Raw genomic sequence first — 24,989 nt, 5'->3', positions numbered from 1 at the left:
ATCTGCGAAAGACAAAAAAGCCCACCGCTCCCTGCGGAGCGATGGGCCTGATGCCGGTGCGAGCCGGTTACTGCGACAGCTTCACGAAGTTCGGAAACTTCAGCTTACCTTCCGCGATCTTCTCGGGCCAGACCACGACCTGCTTGGAGTCCTGCCACTGGAAGACGAGACCGGTCACGGCGCCGGGGCCGGACTTGATGCCGTGGGTGAACTCGTCGTCCTTGCCGTAGAACTGGATGCGGCCGATCGTGCCCTCGTAATCGGTCTTCTCGATCTCGGCGACCATCTTGTCGGGATCGGTCGAGCCCGCGCGCTTGATCGCCTCGGTGATGAAGTAGACCTCGTCATAGGCGGTGTAGCCGGTATAGGCCGGCGGCGAGCCGAACTTGGCCTTGAAGGCGGCCGCGAACGGCTTCGTCTTGGAGGTCACGGCGACATCCGGAGTGGCCACCGCCAGCGACGGGATGCCGTCGGCGGCGCCATTGGTGTCCTTCCAGAAGGTCGGGCTCAGCGCCTGCGCGCTGATGCCGAACATCGGGATCGGCACCTGCTGGTTCTTCCACTGCACCGTCGGCTGCACGCCGACATGCGAGATGCCGGTCACGATCACATCGGGCTTCTTGCCTTCGATGTTGTTGAAGATCGGCGTGAAGTCGGTGGTATCCGGCGAGAAGCGCACGTGCTCGACGACCTTCAGCCCGGCCTTGGGCAGGCACGCCTCGTAGCCGACGTCGAGCGGCTTGGTCCAGGCGGCGTCCTCGCTCATGATCGCGACCGTCTTGAACTTGAGCTTGTCGACGAGCAGGTCCTTGGCGGCGTCGCAGACGAGCTGGGCCTGCGCGGCCGAGGTCAGATAGCCGTGGAAGGTGTACTTGTTCTTCTCATAGTCGTTGTGGATTGCCTTGGTGATCTCGTTGGAGGCGGCGCCGGGGGTGATCAGCGGCATCTTCAGGCGCGCCGCCCAGGGCTCGAGCGCCAGCACGACCTCGCTGATATAGCTCGCGATCACGGCGGAGACCTTGTCCTCGCTCACCGCACGCTGGAACGCTCGCACCGAGTCGGCCGAGGAGCTCTTGTTGTCGTAGGTGACGATCTCGACCTTGCGGCCGAGGATGCCGCCCTTGGCGTTGATCTCGTCGGCGGCGATCTGCGCGCCGCCCGGCGTCGCCGCGCCCGCGATCGACTGCACCTCGGCGATGACGCCGATCTTGATCGGATCGTTCGACTGAGCGTAGGCGGGGGCGGCGAGGCACAGCGCCAGCGCGGAGGCGAGGAAGCTGCCGCTCAGGATGGTCGATGGTCGCATGGTCGTTTCCCTTCTATGTTTTTTGTTGATGTTGACGGACTTAAAGAAAATCAGCGCCGGCCTCGCTCGCGAAGCGGCCGGGATCGCCCTCCCAGACGATCCTGGCGTGTTCGAGCACATAGACGCGGTCGGCGTGCGGTAGCGCGAAAGTGACGTTCTGCTCGCCGAGCAGCACCGTGATCGACGTGGTCTGCCGCAGCTTCGTCAGCGCCTTGGACAATTGCTCGAGGATGACGGGGGCAAGGCCCAGCGTCGGCTCGTCCAGGATCAGGATCTGCGGCTGCATCATCAGGGCGCGGCCGATCGCGAGCATCTGCTGCTCGCCGCCGGATAGCGTCTGCGCCATCTGGCCCTGGCGCTCCTTCAGGATCGGGAACAGCTCGAACAGCCAGGCGAGCTGCGCCGCGCGCTTGTCGTCGGACAGATGCTGGCCGCCGAGATCGAGATTTTCGCGCACGCTCATCTCGCCGAACAGCTCGCGCGATTCCGGGCACTGCACGAGACCGCTGCGCGCGATCCTGGCCGGGCTGGTGCCGCGCAGCCTGTCGCCGCCGCGCACGATCTCGCCGCTATAGGGCAGGAAGCCGGAGATGGTGTTGAACAGCGTGGTCTTGCCGGCGCCGTTGAGGCCGACGACCGAGACGAACTCGCCTTCGTGGACGTGGATCGAGACGTTGTCCAGCGCCTGCGCCTTGCCGTAGAACACGCTGACATTCTCGACCTGGAGCAGCGGCACCTTGTCCTTGAAGCTGGTCTCGGGCCGCGCATGGGTCTCGATGGCGCCGCCGAGATAGACCCGTCGCACCGTCTCGTTCTTCATGACGTCCTCGGCCCTGCCGGTGACGATCTCCTCGCCGAGATACATCGCGAGCACGCGGTCGACCAGCGCTGCGACGCTCTTGACGTTGTGGTCAACCAGCATCACCGCGCGGCCGTCATCGCGGAAGCTGCGGATCAGGTCGGAGAAGATATCGACCTCGGCCCGCGTCAGCCCGGCAAAGGGCTCGTCCACCAGCACGACTTTTGGATCGCGGGCGATAGCCTTGGCGAGCTCGAGCCGGCGCAGATCAGCGAACGGCAGCGTCGGCGGGCGGCGGTTCATGACGTTGCCTAAGCCCACGCGGTCGGCGATCCACTTGGCGCGCTCGACCAGCGCCTTGTCCGGAAACAGCATGAACAGGCTGTCCGGCAGCAGCGCCACCATGATATTCTCCAGCACGGTCTGCCGGTTCAGCGGCCGCGAGTGCTGGAACACCATGCCAAAGCCCTTGCGCGCGATCTTGTGCGCGGGGAGGCCCGCGACGTCCTCGCCCTCGAAGACCACTTCGCCTGATGTCGGGCGCTCGATGCCCATCACGCTCTTCATCGCGGTCGACTTGCCGGAGCCGTTCGGCCCGATCAGGCCAAAGATCTCGCCGCTGTTGACCTCGAAGCCGAGGTTCTTCACCGCGGTCAATCCGCCGAAACGCTTGGTCAGGCCGCGGACTTCCAGCACGGCCCGGTTTGAAAGCCTCATATCCATCACGAACGAGCCTCGCGCGAGAGGGCCGCTCCGAGGAAGCCGCCGGGGAAGAACAGCACGACGAGCAGCGCGACCGCCGAGACGATGAAGGTTGCAAGCTCGCCGGTGGGCCTCAGGAATTCCCCGGCGACGATCAGGAAGATCGCGCCCAGCGCCGCGCCGAGCACGGTGCGCCGGCCGCCGAGCACGGCCGAGACGATCACGTTCACGCCGACCGCGACGTCGACGACGGTGCCGACCGAGGCGGTGCCGAAATAGAACACCAGGAGCGCACCCGACAGCCCGGAGAAGAAGGCGCTGACGATGAAGGCGGCGAGCTTGTGCTTGACGATGTTGAAGCCGAGCGCGCCGGCCTGCACCGGATCCTGGCCGCTCGCCTGCAGCACGAGGCCGATCGGCGATTGCGACAGGCCGTAGAGGATCGCGGCCGAGATGGTCATGAAGCCGAGCGCGATCCAGTAATTCGTGCCGGCATTGATGCTGATGACGTCGGGGATGGTGAGCCCGATCTCGCCGCCGGTGAGGTCGGCGAACACCACGATGAAATTTTGCAGCATCAAGACTGCGACCAGCGTGGTCAGGCCGAAATAGGGCCCGCGCACCCGCAGTGCCGGCAGCGCCAGCACCAGCCCGGCGATGACCGAGGCAAGCGCGCCGAGCACGATGCAGAGATAGACCGACCAGCCGAACTGGGCGTTGAGGATGCCGGCGGTGTAGGCGCCGACGCCGATCAGGAAGGTCGGACCGAAATTGACCTCGCCGGCGAAGCCGAACAGCAGGTCCCAGGCCATCGCGAACACGCCGAAATAGAAGGCGACGGTCAGCAGGCCCAGCACGTAGCCGGAGACATAAAGCGGCAGCGTCGCCGCGATCACGACCAGCGCCAGCGAGACGAAGAACAGGCGCGAAGTGAAGAAGGTGGACATCTCAGCGCCTCCCCAGAAGGCCCTGGGGCCGGATGTACATCACGAACACGAGCAGCAAGAGCGCCGGAATGGTGCGATAGGCCGGCGAGACCAGATAGGCCGTCAGCGTTTCGAGATAGCCGACCACGAAGGCCGCGATCAGAGAGCCCGAGACACTGCCGAGCCCGCCGAGCACGACGATCGAGAACGCGCTCGCCGTCAGAGGGCCGACGCTGTAGGAGCTGACGCCGAGGAACATGCCGAGCAGCACGCCGGCGATGCCGGCGAGGATGCCGTAGATCGCCCACACCACGATGTAGATGTTGGTGAGCTCCAGCCCGAGCAGCGTGACGCCGCGCGGGTTCATCGAGGCCGCCAGCACCGCCTTGCCGGTGCGGGTGCGGTTCACGAGCAGCCACAGCAGCGCGATGACGAGGCAGCAGACGATCGCGGTGAAGATCTCGTTCTTCGGCGTGCGCACGCCGAGGATCTCGACGACGCCTTCGACGATCGGCAGCACGGTCTTGGCGTTGTTGGTGAAGAAATAGGCGATCAGCTCCTGGATCATGATGCCCCATAGCAGCGTGCCGGTAAGGACGAAGATTTCCTTCTCCTCATTCTGAATGCGCCGGGAATCCTGGATCGGCTTCACCACGGCGAAATAGGTGGCGAAGGCCGTAAGGAGGGCGACCGCGACCCCGATCAGCGCGCCGGCATAGGTGCCGACGTTCAGGATGCTGGCGGCGGCCCAGGCGGCGACGGCTGCCGCTACCATGATGGCACCGTGGGAGAGGTTGAGCACGCCGGAGACGCCGAAGATCAGCGTGAAGCCGGTGGCACCGAGAGCGTAGAGAGCGCTGATGGCAAAGCCATCGATCAGGATCTGGAAAGCTCGCATTGATGATTGGCCGGGCAGACGAGCTGCCTCCTTTAGGGAAGGTGCTGTATGGAGCGCATGTGAACGCTTCCGAGCTCACGCCCGGAGAGCAGTCCCGATCAGCCTGTGATGGGTTTGATGAGGCTGGGAAGCCAGACGTCGGCCTTTGCAACGTCCTTCGGCGCGCCGGCCGTGGCCGTGTCGCGCGCCAATTGCAATGCAACAGAGAGTCGTTTCTTCATGTTGTTCTCTCCCTTTGAACAGGCCTCTTGTGAGCCATTGTGTCGCGACTATACCGGCCGAGACTTCCCCGGCAAGTGAAACTGCGTTCAGGATTATGAGAGAGGACTAAAGTCTAGCGCTGCGTAAATTGCAGGCAAAAGAGGCGTGAGACACTGATCCTGCCGCAGGCATGCAGATTCCGTCGGCGGGCATGCGTGAGTATCAAAGGCTGAGAGCAATCGGCGGTTGAGGAGCCGCGATGTCGGCGAGCGCTTCAGCGTGCTTGCAGCAGGGATGGATCGAGCGGTGTCAGCCGGGCGGGGTCGAATGGCGACACGTCAATCTCCCGCGTTGCGCCTTCAGCGATCAGTTCTGCCAGCGCTTCCCCCGTCGCCGGCGCATTGAGGATGCCCCAGACATTGTGCCCGGTCGCAACATAGAGGCCATCGCTCCGCGGCACCTTGCCGATCAAGGGCAAGCCGTCCTGCGTCACCGGACGGAAACAGGCCTGCTGCGCGATGATCCTTTCGGGACGGAACAGCGGCGATAGCCGCTCGGACATGGTTTGCAGCCGCGCGATCGCATCGCGATCGGGCGCCACGGCGGCGGGATCGAGCGGCAGCGGCGCGATGTCGGAAAGGGCCGTGACGTGCGTGCTGCCGTCCGCGCGCGGGAAGACCTCGATCGACACTGCGCTGCCGTCTTCCTCGCACTCCAGGAATAACGCCTCGGCTGGCACGTCGGCGGCGGTGTCGTAGACGATGCTGGGGCTGCGCTGGCCGTAGACGGCGGGCAGGCTCATCCATTGCGCCGCGAGCAGCGACCACGGCCCCATTGCGATCACGACGGCATCCGCCTCGATGAGGTCGCCATCGATCTCGACGCCCGTGGCTGTCGCTCCGTCGGTGCCGCGCGTGATGCCGATGACGCGGCCGGGGCGATGCTCCGCGCCTTGCGCCAGCGCTGCGTTCATCACGGCCGACGTGAACTTGCGGGGATGAACGATCGCAGTCGTCTCCGCCGTGCCGATGCGCTGTGCAATGACGACGCCGTCGCTGAGCCAGCCAAGCGCGGACGGTGCATCCCGGCGCGCGTCGCCGTCGGACGCAACGAAGCCGCTATAGGCGGTCATCGTCCGGTAGCCCCAATCGCCCGAGATCTCCTCCGGCAGTTGCGCGTGAAGCGCAAAGCTGCGCCGGGCCAGCGCATCGAGCGGCGTGCCGGTGCACCAGTCCCGTGCCAGGAAGCCGCCGGCCTTGCCCGACGCGGCGGCCGCGACCTCGGTCCGTTCCACGACGGTCACGTCGATGCCGCGGCGGCGCAGGAAATATGCCGCGCAGGCCCCGATCACGCCGCCGCCGCAGACCACAACGCGCATGTTCTCTCCCTTGTCGATCCCGCGGCGCGCGACTTCATCAGCTGTGCCGTGTTTCAAAATGTTTCACGCGGGCGTCATACCCGGTGGATACGTTCACTGCGGCAATTTGAAGCCGCAGGTGGGGCTTCTTCTCATTTTCGTAGATCGGGTCTGGCGCAGGACAATTCAACGTTGCTGCCTGCGGCGAGCCTTGTTCTGTCTTCTGTCCAAAGCTGTTCTGGGGAGCGACGATGACGAGACTTCGCGAAGGGAAGTTGGAAGACGTCTACGGCAGGCTGCGCAAGATGAGTTTTCTCGTGCTTGCAGCCTGCTTTGCGATTTGTTCGATCGTCAGCGCGCATGCCGACGATGACGACCGGGGCAGGGGAGGCGAGAGCCGGGCCTATGCCATCGGGCTGTGGGGCGATTTGCCATATTCCGACCTCCAGGCGCAGGTCGGCGTGCCGAATCTGATCGCCGACATGAACGACCAGAAGCTGGCCTTCACGGTGCATGATGGCGACCTGAAAGCCGGCAGCGGCACGCCGGGATCCGTGACTCCCACGACGTGCAGTGACGCTCTGTATCAGCAGGGGCTCGGATATTTCAATGCCTTGAAATCCGCTGCGATGGTGACCCCGGCGACAATGACTGGACCGACTGCGACCGGCCGGCGAACGGCTCGTTCAACTCGCGCGACAGGCTCGACCACGAGCGGAAGGTTTTCTTCAGCACTGACTATTCCCTTGGCCAGCGGCCGATCAAGCAGCAGGTGCAGCATGACAAGCTGTGCCTCGATCACAACAACCAGCTGACCGGGTGCGTCGAAAACCGCCGCTGGATCATGAAGGGCGTCGTCTACGCCACGCTCAACATTCAGGGATCGTGCAACAATCGTTGCGATACGTTGCCGGACGACGCCGAATGGGCCGCGCGCAACAACGCCAACATCCTCTGGATGCAGCAGACCTTCGAGATGGCGAGAACATATCGCGCCGCGGCCATCATGTTCATCTCGCAGGCGGACCCGGGCTGGGATCAGTCGGACGGAACCCGCGCGCCGTTGCGTGACCCGAAGACGCTTGCGCAAACGGACGCCAATCCGGATGGTTTCCAGGCTTTCCTGGTTGCGCTGCGCGATGAGGTGGTCGCCTTCGGCAAGCCCGTCGCCTACGTTCATGGCGACTCCCATTACTTCCGTATCGACCGGCCATTCCTCGATAGCAAGGGCCGGCGGCTCGAAAACTTCGTCCGCGTTGAGACCTTCGGCGACAATCAGGCGAACGGCAACAACGACGTGCATTGGCTGAAGGTCTTCGTGGACGACCGCAGCCGCGAGGTGTTCGCGTTCCAGCCGCAGATCGTACCCGCCAATCGGACCGCTGTGCCGGCGCCGCCGAAGCGTGGCGATGATTAGCGGGCCGTGCCGCCTCCGATGCTGACCTCGGCTGAGGTCAGCATCGGGCGGTCGGATCGGGCGCCGGCGGATCGCGCCGGCGCCTAGCTCGCGTAACCCCGTTCCAGCGATTGACGCTGCCGGTGCCGGTCCAGCGCCAGATCGACGAGGCGGCTCAGCAGCTCGCCATACGGCACGCCCGACGCTTCCATCATCTTCGGATACATGCTGATCGACGTGAAGCCGGGCAGGGTGTTGATCTCGTTGAAGCAGAACTCGCCGGTTTTCCGGTCGAGGAAGAAGTCGACGCGGGCGAAGCCGCTGCATTCGAGCGCCGCGAACACCCGGGTTGCGAGTGACCGGACGCGCTCCATCTGTGCCGCGTCGAGCCTGGCCGGAAGGTCGACCCGGGCGCCATCGGGATCGAGATATTTTGCCTCGTACGAATAGAACTCGTGATGGGCGTTGGGGTTCAGCTCGCTGGCGAGGCTGGCGAACAGCGTCTCGTCCTCGAGCACCGCGACCTCGATCTCGCGCGCGTCGATGCCCTGTTCGACCAGCACCTTGACGTCATAGCGAAACGCATCGTCGAGCGCCGCTTCGAGCGCATCCTGCGTCTTGACCTTGTGGATGCCGACGCTGGAGCCCATGTTGCACGGCTTGACGAAAACCGGGAGGCTCAGACCCTCGACCGCCTTCGCAAGCGATGAGACGCGGTCCTGGACGAAGGCCTTGCGGGTGAGCACGCGATAGGGCGCGACCGGAATGCCGGCGAATTCAGCGAGCCGCTTGGCGACATCCTTGTCCATGCTGACGGCGGAGGCGAGAACGCCCGATCCCACATAGGCGACGTCGGCCAATTCCAGCAGGCCTTGCACGGTGCCGTCCTCGCAAAGCGGCCCGTGGATGACAGGAAAGACAACGTCGATCTCGATCGGGGCGGCCGCGCCTTGCATTATCGGCATGAGGACGCCGCGTCCGTCGGGTTCCCTCGCGAGCCGCATCTCCGGTGCATCGGGCAGGATCGGCAACGCCGCCGCGTGCGCCTGATCGAGCGAACCAAGATCGTTCCATTGCCACCGGCCCGTCTTGTCGATGGAGACCGGGATCACCTCGAAGCGGGTGCGGTCGAGATGCCTGAATACCGAAGCGGCCGATTTCAGCGAGACCTCATGCTCACCGGACCTGCCGCCATAGAGAACAACGACGCGAATTTTGTCTGCCATGGCTCAATTATCACGCGCTCGATCCGGAAGTCACCTCAGTTGCCCGGTTCAGGCATCGACGGAGCGATGGAAACAATTCGGCGCCGGCGAGGACCGCCGGCGCCGTGTCGCAATTAAGGGCTTGTGCCGTTCAGCCCGGCCCCGCGCCTTGCGTCGCCGTAAACACGGCGTAGAGCGACTGGCTCGCGGCCATGAACAGGCGGTTGCGCTTGGGGCCGCCGAAGCAGATGTTGCCGCACACCTCCGGCAGGCGGATGCGGCCGAGCAGCTTGCCCTCCGGCGACCACACCGTCACGCCGCTATAACCGACGGCGCGCCCGGCATTGCTGGAGGCCCAGACATTGCCGTTGACGTCGCAGCGCACGCCGTCCGGGCCGCACTTCACGCCGTCGATCGTGCATTCGGAGAAGCGCTTCTGGTTGGAGAGCTTGTTGTCCGCCCCGACGTCGAACACGAAAATCTCGCCCTTGCCGCCGGGGCCGCTGTCGCCCGGTCCCTTGCCGGTCGAGACGACGTAGAGCTTCTTGAAATCGGGTGAGAAGCACAGGCCGTTCGGATCCGGCACCTGCTCCTCGGTGACGACGAGGTCGACGCGGCCTGAGGGATCGATGCGGTAGCAGTTGGTCGGCAGCTCGCGCTTGCCCGGTGTGAAGCCGGCCGGCTGTCCGATCCGCGGATTGAGCTTGCCACCCGAATTGCTCGGGCCGCCCGCGGCGTCGGGCTCGCCTTCGTACAACTGGCCGCCATAGGGCGGATCGGTGAACCAGTAGCTGCCGTCGGGATGCGCGACGACATCGTTCGGCGAGTTCAGCTTCTTGCCGTTGTAGTTGTCGCAGAGCACGGTGGCGGTGCCGTCGTGCTCGTAGCGCGTCACGCGTCGTGTCAGGTGCTCGCAGGAGAGCTGGCGGCCCTGGAAGTCGAATGAATTGCCGTTGGAGTTGTTGGACGGGGAGCGGAACACGCTGATGCGGCCGTCGTCCTCGCTCCAGCGCATCTGCCGGTTGTTGGGAATGTCGCTCCACAACAGATAGCGGCCCTGCGCGCTCCAGGCCGGACCTTCGGCCCATAGCACGCCGGTGTAGAGGCGCTTGATCGCTGTGTTGGGCTGCGCGAGATCGTCGAAGGACGGATCGACCGCGATGATGTCGGGGTCCCAGAAATAGGTTGTCGGCGCGCCGTTGGGGCCGAAATCGCGGGGCGGGGTCGTGATCGTCGTCGGCGGTGCGGCAGGCCCGGTCTGGGCCAGCGCGGGGCCGGCCATTGCGGCCGCGGCGCCGAGCGCCAGTCCCCGGACAAGTGTTCGTCGTGAAAGCGCAGCATCCTGGTCACGCGGCTCGTGGTCACGAGCCTCCTGGCGTGTCATCGCGTCCTCCCGGTCATGTTCGGCTGGCCGGTTGATCCGGCCGAGCGCGGCGAAGGTTAGTCTGGTCCGCGTCAGGTTGCGAGAGGCAGGTTCGCAGCCTCCGCGCGATGCCGCGAGATCGCCGCAACATCGCCGCATTGCGGGGCTGTGCGAGGTGAAAGTCGACAATTCGCCTCGCCCGCGAGCTGTTAACCGGGACCGGTTTTGAGACCTGTCAAGCCTTGACCTCGCGCGCGATGCTGGCAGAACGGTGTGCGGGGCAAATACCGGAGTTCTCTGTGTTAGCCGTTGTTGCACTGGTCATTGCGCTCGCCGTCGCATTCGCCGCCGGCTATTTCACCCGCGATCTCGCCTCCCGCAAACGTCGCGCGGAGGCGCGGCGCTGGCGGGAATACAGCGAGCCGGGCTGGCTGCGCGCCACGACGCCCGCCAACACCAACGAAGTTGCGAATTCCAACGCGGTTGCGAAGGTGGCCACCGGCGAACTCGGCCAGATGCTGGATCGCTGGGAGAGCAGGGCCCGTGCCCGCCGCGCGGGATAGCTTGACGTTGCTCCGTCGTTCGGATGGAGCGAAGCGCAATCTACTCGCCGTCAGCCAGAAGTGCGCGTCACGCGACGCGATGCCGATCAGGTCAGTCTTCCTGACCATCTTTTGGCGTTGCAGTTGCGGCCATTTCTCGTCTAGAAACAGGCGCATCGGGCCTCCCGGCAACCAACCGTCAACGGTTTTGACCGAGGATTTGAGGGCTCAAAAGGGTCTGGCAATGCTGATTCGCGGCCAAATCGATGGGATTTCGGGGGAGGTGGCTCTGGCCGCCGCCACGATCCCGGCCGCGCTGCTGCCCACCCTCCTTCTTGGCGGCCTTCTTCTTACTTGCCCCTGAGGGCCGGCTGGGCGCCACGCGCCTGGGCGCTCAGGGGTTGGTCGAGATCACCGGACACCTCAAGCGCCCAGCACTGAACGGCGCAAAAGCTCAAAAGGAAATCTAGTAATGGCCCCCGTGAACAAGTCCGACAAGGACCGCGTCATCATTTTCGACACCACGCTGCGCGACGGCGAGCAGTGCCCCGGCGCCACCATGACCTTCGAGGAGAAGCTCGAGGTCGCCGAGCTCTTGGATGATATGGGCGTCGACGTCATCGAGGCCGGCTTCCCGATCACCTCCGAGGGCGACTTCCAGGCGGTCAGCGAGATCGCCCGCCGCTCCAAGAACGCCGTCATCGCCGGCCTGTCCCGCGCCCATCCCGCCGACATCGACCGCTGCGCGGAGGCTGTGAAATTCGCAAAGCGCGGCCGCGTCCACACCGTGATCGCGACCTCGCCGCTGCACATGCGGGTGAAGCTGAACAAGACCCCGGAGCAGGTGATCGAGACCTCGGTCGCGATGGTCGCGCGTGCCCGCAACCAGATCGACGATGTCGAATGGTCGGCCGAGGACGGCACCCGCAGCGAGATGGATTACCTGTGCCGCATCGTCGAGGCCGTCATCAAGGCCGGCGCGACCACGGTGAACATCCCCGACACCGTCGGCTACACGGTGCCGGAGGAATACACCCACTTCATGAAGACGCTGATCGAGCGCGTGCCGAACTCGGACAAGGCGGTGTTCTCGGTCCATTGCCATAACGATCTCGGCATGGCCGTTGCCAATTCGCTGGCCGGGGTCGTCGGCGGTGCGCGCCAGGTCGAGTGCACCATCAACGGCATCGGCGAGCGCGCCGGCAACGCCGCGCTCGAAGAGATCGTGATGGCGATCAACGTGCGCAACGACAAATTTCCCTACTGGAACAAGATCGACACCACGCAGCTCACCCGCGCCTCGAAGGTGGTGTCGGCGGCGACCTCGTTCCCGGTGCAGTACAACAAGGCCATCGTCGGCCGGAACGCCTTCGCGCATGAGAGCGGCATCCATCAGGACGGCGTGCTGAAGGACGCCTCCACCTACGAGATCATGCGGCCGGAAATGGTCGGCCTGAAGCAGTCCTCGCTGGTGCTCGGCAAGCACTCCGGCCGCCATGCCTTCGTGCACAAGCTGGAGGAGATGGGCTACAAGCTCGGTCCGAACCAGCTGGAAGATGCGTTCACGCGGATGAAGGCGCTCGCCGACCGCAAGAAGGACATCTACGACGAGGACATCGAGGCGCTGGTCGACGAGGAGATGGCGGCGTCCCACGACCGCATCAAGCTGACCTCGCTGACCGTGATCGCCGGCACCCATGGCCCGCAGCGCGCGACCATGAAGCTCGACGTCGACGGCCAGATCAAGATCGAGGAGGCCGAGGGCAATGGTCCGGTGGACGCGGTGTTCAACTGCATCAAGCGCCTCGTTCCGCACGAGGCCAAGCTCGAGCTGTACCAGGTCCACGCGGTGACCGAAGGCACCGACGCCCAGGCGGAAGTCTCGGTGCGTTTGTCGCATGACGGCCGCTCGATGACGGCGCGCGCGGCCGATCCCGATACGCTGGTGGCCTCGGCCAAGGCCTATCTCGGCGCGCTCAACAAGATCGTCATGAAGCGCCAGCGCGACACGGTGACGACCGCCGCGGCGAGCTGACAAGCGAAGCTTGTCATTCCGGGGCGCCTCGAAGAGGCGAACCCGGAATCTCGAGATTCCGGGTCTGGTCCTTCGGACCATCCCGGAATGACGCCGGTTGTGGTGGCGAATAGCTGCCCTGCTAAGGGCCAATAGCGGCTCGGTCTCCCAGCCGCTATTGATGCTCGCGGCTATTGGATAAGGCGCCCCGCGTTGGGCAGCCCAAGAGAATAACAACAGGGAGAGATCATGCGCACCTTCGCGATCGCGGCGTCCGTCGCGGCACTGGCACTTGGCTTGGCCATGCCGGCATCGGCCCAATCGCCGATCATCATCAAGTTCAGCCACGTCGTCGCCACCGATACGCCGAAGGGCAAGGCGTCGGAGAAGTTCAAGGAGCTCGCCGAGAAGTACACCGGCGGCAAGGTCAAGGTCGAGGTCTACCCGAACTCGACGCTCTACAAGGACAAGGAAGAGCTCGAGGCGCTTCAGCTCGGCAGCGTGCAGATGCTGGCGCCGTCCAACTCCAAGTTCGGCCCGCTCGGCATCCGCGAGTTCGAGGTGTTCGATCTGCCCTACATCCTTCCCGACCTGAAGACGCTGCGGAAGGTGACGGAAGGCCCGCTCGGCGCGCGGCTGCTCAAGCTCCTGGACTCCAAGGGCATCACCGGCCTTGCCTATTGGGACAACGGCTTCAAGCAGATGAGCGCCAACAAGAAGCTGATCGCGCCGGCCGATTACCAGGGCGTCAAATTCCGCATCCAGTCCTCGCGCGTGCTGCAGGCCCAGTTCAAGGCGCTCGGCTCGCTGCCGCAGGTGATGGCGTTCTCGGAAGTCTACCAGGCGCTGCAGACCGGCGTGGTCGATGGCCAGGAGAACACCTGGTCGAACATCTATACCCAGAAGATGCACGAGGTGCAGAAGTACATCACCGAGACCAATCACGGCTACATCGGCTACGTCGTGATCGTGAACAAGAAGTTCTGGGACGACCTGCCGGCCGACATCCGCGACCAGCTGTCGAAGGCGATGAAGGAAGCCACCGACTTCAACAACGCGCAGTCGCAGAAGGAGAACGACGACGCGCTCGCCGAGATCAAGAAGGGCGGCAAGAGCGAGATCATCAAGCTCACGCCGGAGCAGGACGAGGCGATGCGCAAGGCGATGGAGCCGGTCTACAAGGACGCCGCGAGCCGCGTCGGCCAGCCGCTGATCGACGAATTCCTGAAGGAATCGAAGAGCACGACGAATTGATCCAAGGATGCATGAATGAAGGGGCTTCCGTGCCAGGCGCGGAAGCCCATTTTTTGTTGCGAATGATTTCCGGTTGCGGCTGGAGGTAAAAATCAGGCGTTACATCTTCGTAAGGACGCCCTCCCTGTCCAAGTTGTAATTTGCGTGTCAGATGCCCCGGGCCCATCCTCAGCGCATCCTTCCAGAGGAGGTTCGCATGAGGAAATTCACCATCGCAGCCATCGCCGTGCTCAGTATCGCCGGCTCGGGCGCGGTCTATGCCCAATTTCATCGCCCGTGGATGGAGCATTTCCGCCACGTCCGGATGAACCCGGAAGACCGCGCCGCCTTCGTCGACGCGCGGATCGCCGCCGTCCATGCCGGGCTGAAGCTCAACGCCGACCAGGAGAAGCTGTGGCCGCCGGTCGAGGCCGCCGTGCGCGAATTCGCCAAGCTGCGCATCGACCGCGCCAATGCGCGCATGAGTGCCGCCCCCGGCGCCGCCGACAAGCCGGAGGATCCGGTCGCCGGCCTGCGCCAGCGCGCCGAGGACATGGCGGCTTCCTCCGCGGCCCTGAAGAAGATCGCCGATGCCGCCGATCCCCTCTACAAGACCCTGGACGAGGGCCAGAAGCGGCGCCTCGCCGTGCTGACCCGTCACCGCGGCCCGTTCGGCGGCGGCGAGGACGGCCCGCCCCGCCACTTCATGGAACGCGGCATGGACCGCATGATGGAGCGCGGCATGGACCACTTCCATGGCGACCGTTTCGACCGTGACGGCGGCCCGGACCGGGATCGCGAGGGCCGGCTCTGAGCCAACCTGGACTTTCCAGGGATTAACCTTGGCGAAGCCGCTGGAATCCAGCGGCTTTTCGCTTTTTTGGGCCTGTGGAAGAACCTTGGAAAACATGCGCCACATCGCTTGCCAGACCCGGATCGCTTTGCTAAACGACCGGCCTCGCAAGGCATTCACCGCCTTTCGGGCGCATAGCTCAGTTGGTAGAGCAGCTGACTCTTAATCAGCGGGTCCCAGGTTCGAGCCCTGGTGCGCCCACCATTTAAAAATCCTTCCTCATCAATACGTTACAAGCGGCAATGCCGAGAAAATGGGTCTCGTGCGACGTTTTTTTGGTCGCACGTCGCACGCCATGCGCGAGTTGCCGATGCTCTGAATGTTCTCGGCCCGGAATCTGGCACGCGAGAACCGTCGATGGCAGGACGGATCGTAGGGGTATCGTGGCTTCCGCGCGAAACCAAAGGTCCGTGACGATCCGGACACGCCGTGGGCGATCGATCTGTTGCCGGCAAGCAGTGGCGCGAAAGGGTGGACCATCCACCGCGCTTAGTTTTCCAGATCGATGCTTACGCGGCCGCTGTGGAGAGAGTCCCAGTTCGCGTCCAACCGTTCCCCAAGGAGGAGACGAGCCCAGTGCCGGTTATCCACGTCGATCTTCCGGAAGCTGCGACATTAGCGCGATCCACTGGTGAGATCGCGATTTCGCAATCTCCCGCGGCGGATCGCCCAGCGTTCATGGCTATGGCGCATCACGCGATCGAGCGCCGCCGGTGAACCCAAGGTCTTCTCGGGGACGCATGCGATGACGGCATTGCGATCCTCGACGAATTGCTCATCGACGATCCATGTCCGCAATTCTTCACCGGCGAGTCTGGCCGCGATCCGGTCGGGTGTAGGATCAATGTCGTGTGCGACCGTTACGTTCATTACGATCCGGCCGCCCGGTGCCAGACGGGCGCGGATGGCGTCGCAGGTCTCCGCGTCAAACTCCTCCGCGTATCGGAATCCCGGTCCACCGACGTCGATCGCAATGCCGTCGTAATATGCGCGGTCATCGAATACGAATTTTCGAAAGTCGGAAACGATGCAGGGTAGATCGTCCGGTAGATCGAAATACCTATGCGCGAGCACGAAACTGATCGGGTTGATGTCGACGATGGTCAATCTCTTGCCGAGACGCCACAGCCGTGTCGCGAGATTTCCGCCGCCACAACCCAGGACGAGGATCTGTTCGGACCGAGACAGAAGTTCGTCCATGAGCTTCACATAGGTGAAGACACTTTCTCCGTCGGGCGTGGCCTGACTTTGCCTTACGCCCTCCTCGAAGTACACGCGTGTTCCATCCCATGAACACTCGACGATGTCGATCTGTCCGTTCGTTCCTTGATAACGCCCCAGCAGTTTCACGGCAGACAAAGACCTTAAGATATGGGCATTAGAACGCATGCTTTAAACATCTCTTATCATGTAATTTGCTAAGAACCAATCACTTCGGGTGCCGTTGATAGTATTTCCCGTATTCTTCGATAGAAATTCGACCCAGGTTTCTGGCCGCAATCCGGTTCAAGCCCGCGAGAACTGGCGGTGATATATTTTGTATCTAGATTGATGCTTGAAGCGGTAATTTGGATGGTGTAAATATATTCGATGAGAAATTTGCCGAAGGCCGCCATTTCATGATCACGGCCAATCAACTCAGGGCCGCCCGCGCGCTCCTGAATATAGACCAGCGGCAGACGGCCGAACTCGCCGGTCTCTCAGTCCCCACCATTCAGCGCATGGAAGCAAGTGACGGAGTTATCCGTGGGAATGTCGATTCTCTGATGAAATTGGTTTCTGCCCTGGAGAATGCCGGGATCGAATTGATCAATCCGGGGGTTACGAGTTCGGCCGGTGGTCGAGGCGTCCGTCTCAGGGAGCACGTCGCGAAGCCGAAAATGAAGAACATGAAGCAGTCCAAGCCCTCTACGCCGCGGAGTTTGGAACGGGTGCGATGACCCCTCGAGCCATTCGAATGACGGGTTTCTCGATCGAGGATGATGAAAACGCTGAAGACAAGCGTACTTGCAAGCGGTTTCTCACGCCTTGAGGCGCCTAGTAGCACTGCACATTGATTATGACCGGTTGGTCTTGGGGGCAGAGTAGCTCTGGCAGCAACTTTGGATCAACGAGGATCTCGATGCTGCGAGAGGTCCTTGGCGGCCTTCTGATGAGGCAAGCGCGCTGCAGCGTCAGCACCATCTGGTGAACCGACGGCGTGCTGACGCGGAAATATTCCTGCATGTCGGTTTCGGCCGGGGGCCCGCGATGCAGCCGGCTATAGAGGGATAAAGGCCAGATCCTGCCCCTGCTTGGGCGTGAAGGTTTTTGCCGCAGGACTCACGCCGGCCATCCGATTCAGTTGTTCGTGTGTGCCTCGAACGAGGAGGCACGCCATGAATGTACGCTATCGGGTCGAACTCAGGCGAATCGAGCGTACCGAACTCAGGGCGCTGCTCGGCGGCGGCAAGCATGCGTCCCGCAAGCTCAAGCACGCACGGATTTTGCTGGCCGCCGATGGCCGAGCCAGCGATGAGGCCGACGGCGTTGGATCGCGACTAGACGCGGTGGAAACGTCATCCCGATACTGTGCGAAAAGGATCGGCGTCATCGTAAGGACTATCCCGGTCTGAACGCGCCCTGCGATCACGCCGGCTTAGAATAGCCGAAGGCGCCGCCACAGCCTCAAATGGAATTGGTGTTCTTGGCCGCCTGATCGAGTAGGGCGAGAAGTCCTCGCAAGATCGTGGTGGGCGGCGGAGGACAGCCGGGAATATGAAGATCGACGGGAACCACCTGCGAGACCCCTCCTACCACCGCATAGCTGCCGGCAAAGCAGCCGCCATCCCGGGCGCAATCTCCGACGGCGACGACCCATTTCGGATCGGGGGTCGCATGATAGGTGCGCTCCAACGCGTCGCGCATGTTCTTCGTCACCGGTCCGGTCACCATCAACACATCGGCGTGACGCGGCGACGCAACGAACCGGAGACCGAAGCGCTCGACGTCGTAATAGGCATTGTTCAACGCGTGGATTTCAAGTTCGCATCCGTTGCAAGATCCTGCATCGACCTCGCGTATCGAGAGGCTTCGGCCGAGGCGCCGTCGTGCCGCGCGACCAACGGCAGTTGCGAGCTCGGTCACCGCGGCATCGTTCGGTGACGGTGCTTGCTCGGTGAACGGCCGGCGAAACAGGCTCTCAAAAAGCAGCTTGCGCATCTGGTGCCGTTCCTCAGAGATCGTGGCCCGAATAGGAGCAATTGAAGGATTTGTTGCAGAGCGGGAAGTCGGCGATGATGTTGCCCTCGATCGCGGCCTCTAGAAGCGGCCACTGAAACCACGACGGGTCGCGCAGATGGCATCGTTCGACCTTGCCATCCCGCAAGCGGAGCCAAACCAGAACGTCGCCGCGAAATCCCTCGACGATCGCCATGCCTTCCCGCGCCTCCCGCCGATGCCCCGCATGCGTTCCCAGCGGGCCATCGGGAAGCCGGTCCAATATCTGGTCGATCAGCAAAAGACTCTGTTCAACTTCGCGCACGCGGATCCAGACGCGAGCATTGACATCACCCTCGTTCAGGACCGGTACATCGAAGCGCAGTGCGTCATACGGCGCATACCCAAGTGTCCTGCGTGCGTCGAATGAGCGGCCGGACGCGCGGCCTACGTAGCCTCCAACGGCATACTGCCTAGCCAGAGCGGCCTTGAGTACGCCCGTATCGACAGTACGATCCTGTAGCGATGCCGTATTGTCGTAGAGCTCGACCAAAGCAGGAAAGCGCAACCGGATGGTATGCAGCGTCGTCCGGATGATTTTTCTCCCTTCCTCAGTGAGGTCGCGGGTCACGCCACCGGGCACGATGATATCACGCATCAATCGATGGCCGAATGCGGTATCGGACGCGCGCAGGATGCTCTCTCGCAACACGCCGCAAAGGGCGTGCATCAGCGTAAAGGAGGCGTCGTTGCAGATTGCGCCGATGTCGCCGAGATGATTGGCGAGCCGTTCGAGCTCTGCGAGCAAGGCACGCAGCCAAACCGCGCGATCGGGCACGACAAGCTGTAAGGCTGCTTCGGCCGCTCGCGAAAACGCAAACGCGTAGGCGACTGTGCTGTCGCCTGACACGCGTCCGGCGAGCTGGACAGCCCGTTCAAGATTGGCTCCAGTCATGAGCCCCTCGATACCCTTGTGGGTATATCCCAGCCGTTGCTCCAGCCGGGCCACAGTCTCACCGCTGGCCGTAAACCGAAAATGCCCCGGCTCGATAATTCCCGCGTGCACCGGACCGACCGCGACCTGATGCAGACCGTCGGCCTCCACCGGCAGGAAATGATAGGGGGATGCCTTCGACAACGCGTTGATGCGGTTTCCCAAGGGGAAGCGAACGGCCCAACAATCGTGATCGAACCACGGGCGAGTGTCGGGCAAGCCTTCCGCTGACAAACCAAACAGATCATTGATGGCGCGCTCCAGTCGAAGCGCCGGCGGGTGGTGTTTGCCGACCGAAGGATAAGTGCGGTCGGGGCAATCCAGGCTGACGGTGGCGACCTCTGCCGTATGTCCATCCATAATCGCCATGTGCACCGTTGAGGGTTCTCCCCAAAGGCCAAGCAGGCTCCAGCGTCCATGTGCCAGCTCGCTTGCCGCAAATGTCCAAACGGAAGCATCGACTGTAGCTCGCGGCCACGGGCTGTGTTGTTGGACCGGGCGGCCCTCCAGCATGAGATCGATCAGCGATGGCATATCCTGTTGATCTCCAAACTATCCAAGAAGGCGTGCCACGTGTTGGAACCATGTGACGAGCGGCGCCGGAAGATAGAGTCCCGCAATCAGAACCAGCGAGAGATGGGCAAACATCGGCACGTAGGAAGCCTCGGCTGACTTGGTGCTGCCTCGAGGTTCGCCAAATGCGACGCTCGTCAGGCGCAACGTCAAAGCGCCGAACGCCAACAACAGCCCGAACACCAGCACGATCGCGAGCAGCGGCTGGCGTGCGAAGGTCGAGCTTACGACCAGGAATTCGCTCATGAAGATGCCGAGCGGCGGCAAGCCGGCGATCGCGACGACGCCCGTTACCAGACCCCAGCCGAGCGCCGGATGGGTCGCGGTCAAGCCCCGGATCCGGGAGATTCGCTGGGTGCCCTTGATCTGCGATATATGCCCGACGGCGTAGAAGATCGCGGACTTGGTCAGGCTGTGCATCACCATGTGCAATAGCCCTGCGAAATTGGCGAGCGGGCCGCCCATGCCGAACGCGAACACGATGATGCCCATGTGCTCGATCGAGGAATAGGCGAACAGCCGTTTGATGTCGCGTCGGCGGTAGAGCATGAAAGCTGCGAAGAGGAGCGAAATCAGGCCCATCGTCACCATCAGGGGGCCGGGAGCGATTGCCGCCGGATTGGCGGCGAGCAATATCTTGAAGCGCAATAGCGCGTAGAGCGCGACATTCAGCAGCAGCCCCGACAGTACCGCCGATATGGGCGTCGGACCTTCGGCGTGGGCGTCGGGCAGCCATGCGTGCAGCGGCGCCAGACCGACCTTGGTGCCGTAGCCGAGCAGCAGGAATATGAAAGCGACGTTGAGAAGCGCAGGATCGAAATTCGCGGCATGTTGGATCAGAAGTGTCCAGACCATGCCGTCCTGCCCCTCGCCCATGACTGGACGCGCCGCCATATAGACCAGGATGGTACCAAACAGGGCGAATGCGATGCCGACACTCCCCAGAATGAAATATTTCCATGCCGCTTCCAGAGCGGCGTGGGTACGATATATGCCGACCATCAGTACCGTGGTGAGCGTCGCAATTTCCACCGCGACCCACATCAGCCCGATATTGTTCGACACGAAAGCTAGGTTCATGCCGAACATCATGGTCTGATACATGGCGTGGTAGAAACGCAGATAAACCGGTGTCAACCGCCCAGTCTCCAGTTCATGCGCGATGTAGCTGGCGCTGAAGATGCTGGTCGTGAATCCCACGAAGGTGTTGAGCACGATGAAGACGATGTTGAGATCGTCGACGAGCACGTACGGCCCCGGCGGCGGACGTTCGATGACGAACAACGAGAGGGCCGAAAGAAATGTCGCCAGGCTCGCCACGACGTTCAACCGTGCCGTCAGCCGGTAACCCGGCAGAACGGCGAGCAGCGCTGCCGAGCCGATCGGAATTACCAGGATGGCTGCGACCGAATCGAAGGAAGCTATGTTCATCGCCGTTCGCCCCGGTAGTCATCGAGCGCGGAGACGTCAACGGAATCGAAACGTTCGCGGATCCGGAACAGGAAGATGCCGATGACGATGAATGCGATCAGGATCGAGAAGGCGACGCTGATCTCAACCACCAGCGGCATGCCCTTGGCGCCGGTTGCGGCCAGCACCAGCCCATTCTCGAGCGACATGAAACCGACGACCTGGCTGACGGCGTTGCGACGGGTTACCATGACCAGAAGTCCGAGCAGCACGACCGACAAGGCAAAAGCGAGATCCTCGCGCGCCAATGGATCGGCCTCCGCGGTCACCCGCAGCATCAGCACCATTGAGAGGGCAACCAGTGCCATCCCGGCCAGCATGGTCGGGCCGATCCCCACGGCGGACTCGATGTCACGATGTATCCCAAGCTGCTTGACGATGCGATGCAGCGCCACCGGAATGACGATCGCCTTGAAGACGAGCGCGATTGCAGCCGTGATGTAAAGATGAGGCGCGTCCTGGACAAAGGCCTGCCAAGCGACGGACAGCGCGAGCACCAGGGCATGAAGCGCAAAAACGTTGAGCAGCGAATAGAGCCTGTCCTGGTACAGCATCATGAAGCTGATCAGGACGAGCCCACCGGCCAGCGTGTGCGAGACGTCGAAGGAGAGGCTGTGCATCTGCATCAGAAGCTCTTTGACACGAACAGGAGGAGGGTGCCGAGCAGGCCCAGCATGAGGGCCGCACCGAGAAATTGCGGAACACGAAAGACCCGCATTTTCGCCGTGGCGGTCTCGAACAGCGCGAGGAAAAAGCCGGCAACCGCGAGCTTGACGAGGTAGGCGACGGCGCCGATGGCATAGGAAAACGGCCCGGTACCGAAGACTGCTATCTTCCAGGGAAGGAACACGCACGCGATCAGCGAGACATAGAGCAACAGTTTGAGGAAGGCGCCGAATTCGATCATTGCGAGATGGCGACCGGAATATTCGAGAACCATCGCTTCGTGCACCATGGTGAGCTCCAGGTGCGTTGCGGGATTGTCCACCGGTATTCGCGCGTTCTCCGCGAGCGCCACCATGATGAGCGCGATCATCGCCATTCCCAGCGATACCCGTAAGCCGACATAGGACGAGGCCATGAAATTTGCGACCGTCGAAAGTTGGGTCGAGCCGGCGATCAGCGCCGTGCAAAATACAAATAGCAGCATCGCCGGCTCCGCAAGCGCCGCTATCATGACTTCGCGGCTGGAGCCGATGCCGCCAAAACTGGTGCCGACGTCCATCCCGGCGAGCGCAAGAAAGAAGCGTGCGCTTCCCAGCAGCGCCACGATGGCAATCAAGTCCGCCGTCCAGTTGAAGAGGAGGCCGGTAGCGAACGTCGGCACCAGGGCGGCGGCAACCCAGATCGCGGCGAAGGTTACATAGGGTGTCACGCGGAACAGCCAGGAGGCGTTGTCCGCCAGCACCACTTCCTTGCGGAGCAATCGCAGGAGATCAAGATACGGTTGAAAGACCGACGCTCCCTGGCGACGCACCAGGCGGGCCTTCATCTTGCGCACAAAGCCGGTCAGCAGCGGCGCCAGCAGTAGCACCAGAAGCATCTGCATGCCTTGCACAAGAATGTCCGACATCACGACCATATCGCGAGAACCAGAAGGAGTGTGACGAGGGTCGCAAAGACCAGGCTGAGATAGCGCCGGATGGTCAGGAACTGTAGGCGATTGAGTTTATCGGCAGAGAAGCCAACGGCGCCTGCTATCGGCTCATACATTCGCTCCCAGATCAGATCGTGCAATTCGATTCGCAGGCGCGCTGGCCTGATATCCCCGGGGGGCGGCATCTCGACATGATCGCGGGCGTGGAACACGAGCGTACCGAAGACGCGGCGGATAGGCTGAGCGAAGCTTCCGCTCGAATATTGGGCCGCGGGTGTCGGATCGGAAAAGCCACAGCCCCAGGCCGGCCCCCGCCTTAAGGCACGAGAGGCAAAGCGATGAATAAAGACGACGGCCGCTGAAGCGGATATCGCGATGAACACCATAACAAGCAGCCCGTTGTATGAACTGCGACTCTCCGCAATCGGCGCGATCGAAAGCCAGGGTTCGTTGGCCTGGATCGGCATGCGGCCGCCGAGGATCTGTAGCGTGATCGGCGAAAGCGCGTCGATCACCAGTCCCGGCAGAATTCCGGCCAGCAAGCAAAGTGCGGCGAGGATGAACATTGCCGAAAGCGAGTAGCGGTCGACTTCCTCTGCGGTTTCCGCCGCCACGCCGCGCGGACGCCCGAGAAAGGTCACGCCGTAGGCCTTCACGAAACACGCCGCTGCCAACGCAGCCGCCAAGGCCAATAGAGCTCCGACCGCAGGCACGGTGATCTTCAGCGCCCATTGCGGCAACTCCGGGCTCTGCAATACAGCCTGGAACATGAGCCATTCCGAGACGAAACCGTTGAAGGGCGGAAGCGCTGAGATCGAGACACAGCCGACGAGAACGGCGAAGCTTGTGTACGGCATGCGATGAATGAGGCCACCCAGCTTGTCCATGTCCCGTTCGCCGGTCGCGGTCAGCACGGCGCCGGCGCCGAAGAAAAGCAGACTCTTGAAGAAGGAGTGATTGAGAACGTGAAACAGAGCCGCCGCAAACGCGAGCGCGGCCTGTAGTTTCAGGCCGTTGGCCTGGAAGGCCAATGCAAGGCCGAGGCTTGCGAAGATGACGCCGACATTTTCGATCGTACTGTAGGCGAGCAGGCGCTTGAGGTCCTTTTCCATCATCGCATACAAGATCCCCATTACGGCAGTGAGGCCGCCAAGAGAAAGCACGATCACACTCGCCCACCAGCTCGGCTGTCCCAGGAGATCGAATACCACGCGAATGAAGCCGTAGATCGCGACCTTGGTCATGACGCCGCTCATCAGCGCCGAGACGTGGCTCGGCGCCGCGGGATGCGCGAGCGGCAGCCAGACGTGCAGCGGCACCAGGCCGGCCTTTGAACCGGCGCCGAGCAACATCAGGATCAACACCAACGTGGCCACGTAGGGCGTATGTTGAGCCGTGCGAATGGCGGCAAATTCGTAGTCTCCCGCCGGCCCCGCCAAGAGGCCGAAGGCTAGCAGCAGGGCGAGCGTGCCGAAGCTCGCCATGACGAGGTAGACGTAACCGGCTTTCGCGTTGCCCGGTTCACGATGGTGCGCCATGACGAGCGCCCAGGACGCGAGCGACATGAATTCCCAACAAAGCAGATAAGAAAACGCATCACCCGCCAGCACCACAAGATTCATTCCTGCCAGAAAGGCGGGGAAGAAGGGCAACACGCGCTGCGGCGCCTCCTCATGATGACCGTAGCCGAGACCATAGAGGCTTGCCGATGCCCCTCCGAGATTGACGACGACGAGAAAGAACGAAGCCAGTCCGTCGAGGCGGAAATGGGCGCCAAGCCACGGCAATCCGATTGGCAGAATCAGATCGGCGGCGTTCGCGGTATCGCCCAGCAACCAGTGAATGGATCCTATCAACGCAATCGCAGACGCGGCTAATGTCGCGCCGTAGATGATGGTCGTGGCGATCGTTGAGCGGCTCAGAACAATCGCCAGAACTGCCGATCCAAGCATTCCGGCAACACACAGCATTTGCAAAACGACAGCCGACATTACCTGCGCGCCTTCATTCCGCTTGATGCTTTGTTCTCTATCTGATTGTTCAAATAGATTTTTGCCGATCCGGAATTGACTTTCAGCCGCACCCCGCGCCCCTCGGCGCTACTGACAGCCCCTTCGTCGATCAACTCAATGCCGGCGGTGTCGAGAGCTGTAATCAGCTTCACCAGCGAATCGACATTGCCCCGAACCATGGCCTCACTCGCCTCCATGCGCTGGATCGTTGGCACTGAAAGCCCGGACAGTTCTGCGAGCCGTCGCTGATCGATGCCGAGGAGCACCCTGGCCGCCCGCAATTGAGCCGCTGTGATCATCGATCGCCCCACCACCCGATTCGAACGAACACCAAACGTCATCATTCTATC

At 62.7% G+C, this 24,989-nt stretch carries 23 protein-coding genes, 1 tRNA gene and 1 pseudogene; 9 read left to right on the top strand and 16 right to left on the bottom strand.

Features of this window, described 5'->3' with window-relative positions; translation table 11 throughout:
• Positions 1-67: 67 nt before the first annotated feature.
• The 6 genes from AAFG50_RS31805 to AAFG50_RS31780 all read right to left on the bottom strand — a co-directional run bounded on the left by AAFG50_RS31805 (position 68) and on the right by AAFG50_RS31780 (position 6,210).
• Complete coding sequence (locus AAFG50_RS31805; protein WP_011089186.1) at positions 68-1,306, bottom strand: ABC transporter substrate-binding protein; 1,239 nt, start codon at positions 1,304-1,306, stop codon at positions 68-70.
• Positions 1,307-1,346: 40 nt separating this feature from the next.
• The gene (locus AAFG50_RS31800; protein ID WP_028176129.1) at positions 1,347-2,828 is read right to left on the bottom strand and encodes an ATP-binding cassette domain-containing protein; all 1,482 of its coding nucleotides are present in this window, start codon (positions 2,826-2,828) and stop codon (positions 1,347-1,349) included.
• Complete coding sequence (locus AAFG50_RS31795; protein WP_011089184.1) at positions 2,828-3,754, bottom strand: branched-chain amino acid ABC transporter permease; 927 nt, start codon at positions 3,752-3,754, stop codon at positions 2,828-2,830. Before AAFG50_RS31795 ends, AAFG50_RS31800 begins: the two co-directional genes overlap by 1 nt.
• 1 nt (position 3,755) lies before the next feature.
• Positions 3,756-4,631: a branched-chain amino acid ABC transporter permease gene (locus AAFG50_RS31790; protein WP_028176128.1), complete on the bottom strand. Its 876-nt coding sequence runs from the start codon at positions 4,629-4,631 to the stop codon at positions 3,756-3,758.
• 98 nt (positions 4,632-4,729) lie between these two features.
• A complete protein-coding gene (locus AAFG50_RS31785; protein ID WP_256380425.1) occupies positions 4,730-4,852 on the bottom strand; it encodes a hypothetical protein in 123 nt (40 codons plus the stop codon).
• A gap of 254 nt (positions 4,853-5,106) precedes the next feature.
• Entirely contained in the window at positions 5,107-6,210 is a 1,104-nt protein-coding gene (locus AAFG50_RS31780) for an FAD-dependent oxidoreductase (RefSeq protein ID WP_028176127.1), read from the bottom strand.
• A 254-nt stretch (positions 6,211-6,464) separates the two neighbouring features.
• On the opposite strand from AAFG50_RS31780, the gene AAFG50_RS31775 reads away from it, so the two are divergent.
• Both AAFG50_RS31775 and AAFG50_RS31770 read left to right on the top strand, forming a co-directional pair.
• Entirely contained in the window at positions 6,465-7,004 is a 540-nt protein-coding gene (locus AAFG50_RS31775) for a hypothetical protein (RefSeq protein ID WP_311996474.1), read from the top strand.
• Positions 6,962-7,606 (top strand): hypothetical protein, encoded by a 645-nt coding sequence (locus tag AAFG50_RS31770; protein WP_011089179.1) that lies wholly within the window; start codon positions 6,962-6,964, stop codon positions 7,604-7,606. The genes AAFG50_RS31775 and AAFG50_RS31770 overlap by 43 nt, the downstream gene beginning before the upstream one ends.
• Before the next feature lie 83 nt (positions 7,607-7,689).
• Here the strand turns inward: AAFG50_RS31770 and AAFG50_RS31765 are convergent, their stop codons facing one another.
• Both AAFG50_RS31765 and AAFG50_RS31760 read right to left on the bottom strand, forming a co-directional pair.
• The gene (locus AAFG50_RS31765) at positions 7,690-8,811 is read right to left on the bottom strand and encodes a D-alanine--D-alanine ligase family protein (RefSeq protein WP_028176126.1); all 1,122 of its coding nucleotides are present in this window, start codon (positions 8,809-8,811) and stop codon (positions 7,690-7,692) included.
• A gap of 130 nt (positions 8,812-8,941) precedes the next feature.
• Positions 8,942-10,174, bottom strand: coding sequence for an SMP-30/gluconolactonase/LRE family protein (locus AAFG50_RS31760; protein ID WP_028176125.1), 1,233 nt, complete (start codon positions 10,172-10,174; stop codon positions 8,942-8,944).
• Positions 10,175-10,452: 278 nt separating this feature from the next.
• Here AAFG50_RS31760 and AAFG50_RS31755 point away from each other — a divergent pair, with 278 nt between their 5' ends.
• The 5 genes from AAFG50_RS31755 (at position 10,453) to AAFG50_RS31735 (ending at position 14,999) form a co-directional block, all read left to right on the top strand.
• Positions 10,453-10,716: a hypothetical protein gene (locus AAFG50_RS31755; RefSeq protein WP_028176124.1), complete on the top strand. Its 264-nt coding sequence runs from the start codon at positions 10,453-10,455 to the stop codon at positions 10,714-10,716.
• A 451-nt stretch (positions 10,717-11,167) separates the two neighbouring features.
• On the top strand, positions 11,168-12,730 hold the full coding sequence (locus AAFG50_RS31750; RefSeq protein ID WP_011089175.1) for a 2-isopropylmalate synthase: 1,563 nt from the start codon (positions 11,168-11,170) through the stop codon (positions 12,728-12,730).
• A gap of 228 nt (positions 12,731-12,958) precedes the next feature.
• Positions 12,959-13,963 carry a TRAP transporter substrate-binding protein gene (locus AAFG50_RS31745; protein ID WP_028176123.1) on the top strand — a complete coding sequence of 335 codons (1,005 nt, stop codon included), beginning with the start codon at positions 12,959-12,961 and terminating at the stop codon, positions 13,961-13,963.
• Between the two features lie 196 nt (positions 13,964-14,159).
• Positions 14,160-14,756, top strand: coding sequence for a Spy/CpxP family protein refolding chaperone (locus AAFG50_RS31740; RefSeq protein WP_028176122.1), 597 nt, complete (start codon positions 14,160-14,162; stop codon positions 14,754-14,756).
• 167 nt (positions 14,757-14,923) lie between these two features.
• A tRNA-Lys gene (locus AAFG50_RS31735) sits at positions 14,924-14,999 on the top strand.
• A gap of 411 nt (positions 15,000-15,410) precedes the next feature.
• On the opposite strand, the gene AAFG50_RS31730 is transcribed toward AAFG50_RS31735, so the two are convergent.
• Complete coding sequence (locus tag AAFG50_RS31730; RefSeq protein WP_231166559.1) at positions 15,411-16,145, bottom strand: class I SAM-dependent methyltransferase; 735 nt, start codon at positions 16,143-16,145, stop codon at positions 15,411-15,413.
• A 269-nt stretch (positions 16,146-16,414) separates the two neighbouring features.
• Here AAFG50_RS31730 and AAFG50_RS31725 point away from each other — a divergent pair, with 269 nt between their 5' ends.
• Together AAFG50_RS31725 and AAFG50_RS31720 are read left to right on the top strand one after the other, a co-directional pair.
• The gene (locus AAFG50_RS31725; protein ID WP_011089086.1) at positions 16,415-16,735 is read left to right on the top strand and encodes a helix-turn-helix transcriptional regulator; all 321 of its coding nucleotides are present in this window, start codon (positions 16,415-16,417) and stop codon (positions 16,733-16,735) included.
• A 438-nt stretch (positions 16,736-17,173) separates the two neighbouring features.
• A pseudogene (locus tag AAFG50_RS31720) lies at positions 17,174-17,314 on the top strand (IS630 family transposase); the annotation flags it as partial.
• Between the two features lie 148 nt (positions 17,315-17,462).
• Here AAFG50_RS31720 and AAFG50_RS31715 read toward each other — a convergent pair.
• The 7 genes from AAFG50_RS31715 to AAFG50_RS31685 are packed head-to-tail and all read right to left on the bottom strand — an operon-like array spanning position 17,463 to position 24,938.
• Positions 17,463-17,996, bottom strand: a complete 534-nt coding sequence (locus tag AAFG50_RS31715) for an NADH-quinone oxidoreductase subunit B family protein (RefSeq protein ID WP_028176119.1) — start codon at positions 17,994-17,996, stop codon at positions 17,463-17,465.
• A 13-nt stretch (positions 17,997-18,009) separates the two neighbouring features.
• Positions 18,010-19,521, bottom strand: coding sequence for an NADH-quinone oxidoreductase subunit C (locus tag AAFG50_RS31710; protein ID WP_028176118.1), 1,512 nt, complete (start codon positions 19,519-19,521; stop codon positions 18,010-18,012).
• An 18-nt stretch (positions 19,522-19,539) separates the two neighbouring features.
• Positions 19,540-20,991 (bottom strand): hydrogenase 4 subunit F, encoded by a 1,452-nt coding sequence (locus AAFG50_RS31705; protein WP_011089082.1) that lies wholly within the window; start codon positions 20,989-20,991, stop codon positions 19,540-19,542.
• The gene (locus AAFG50_RS31700; protein ID WP_027548289.1) at positions 20,988-21,650 is read right to left on the bottom strand and encodes a hydrogenase-4 component E; all 663 of its coding nucleotides are present in this window, start codon (positions 21,648-21,650) and stop codon (positions 20,988-20,990) included. Before AAFG50_RS31700 ends, AAFG50_RS31705 begins: the two co-directional genes overlap by 4 nt.
• A gap of 5 nt (positions 21,651-21,655) precedes the next feature.
• Positions 21,656-22,612, bottom strand: coding sequence for an NADH-quinone oxidoreductase subunit H (locus AAFG50_RS31695; protein ID WP_028176117.1), 957 nt, complete (start codon positions 22,610-22,612; stop codon positions 21,656-21,658).
• A complete protein-coding gene (gene hyfB / locus AAFG50_RS31690; protein ID WP_027548290.1) occupies positions 22,603-24,618 on the bottom strand; it encodes a hydrogenase 4 subunit B in 2,016 nt (671 codons plus the stop codon). Before hyfB ends, AAFG50_RS31695 begins: the two co-directional genes overlap by 10 nt.
• Positions 24,618-24,938 carry a helix-turn-helix transcriptional regulator gene (locus AAFG50_RS31685; RefSeq protein ID WP_028176116.1) on the bottom strand — a complete coding sequence of 107 codons (321 nt, stop codon included), beginning with the start codon at positions 24,936-24,938 and terminating at the stop codon, positions 24,618-24,620. The genes hyfB and AAFG50_RS31685 overlap by 1 nt, the downstream gene beginning before the upstream one ends.
• Positions 24,939-24,989 lie beyond the last annotated feature (51 nt).

The organism is Bradyrhizobium sp. B039, assembly GCF_038965675.1.
Taxonomy (GTDB): Bacteria; Pseudomonadota; Alphaproteobacteria; order Rhizobiales; family Xanthobacteraceae; genus Bradyrhizobium; species Bradyrhizobium diazoefficiens.
This window is presented reverse-complemented; position numbering and strand designations above follow the sequence as displayed.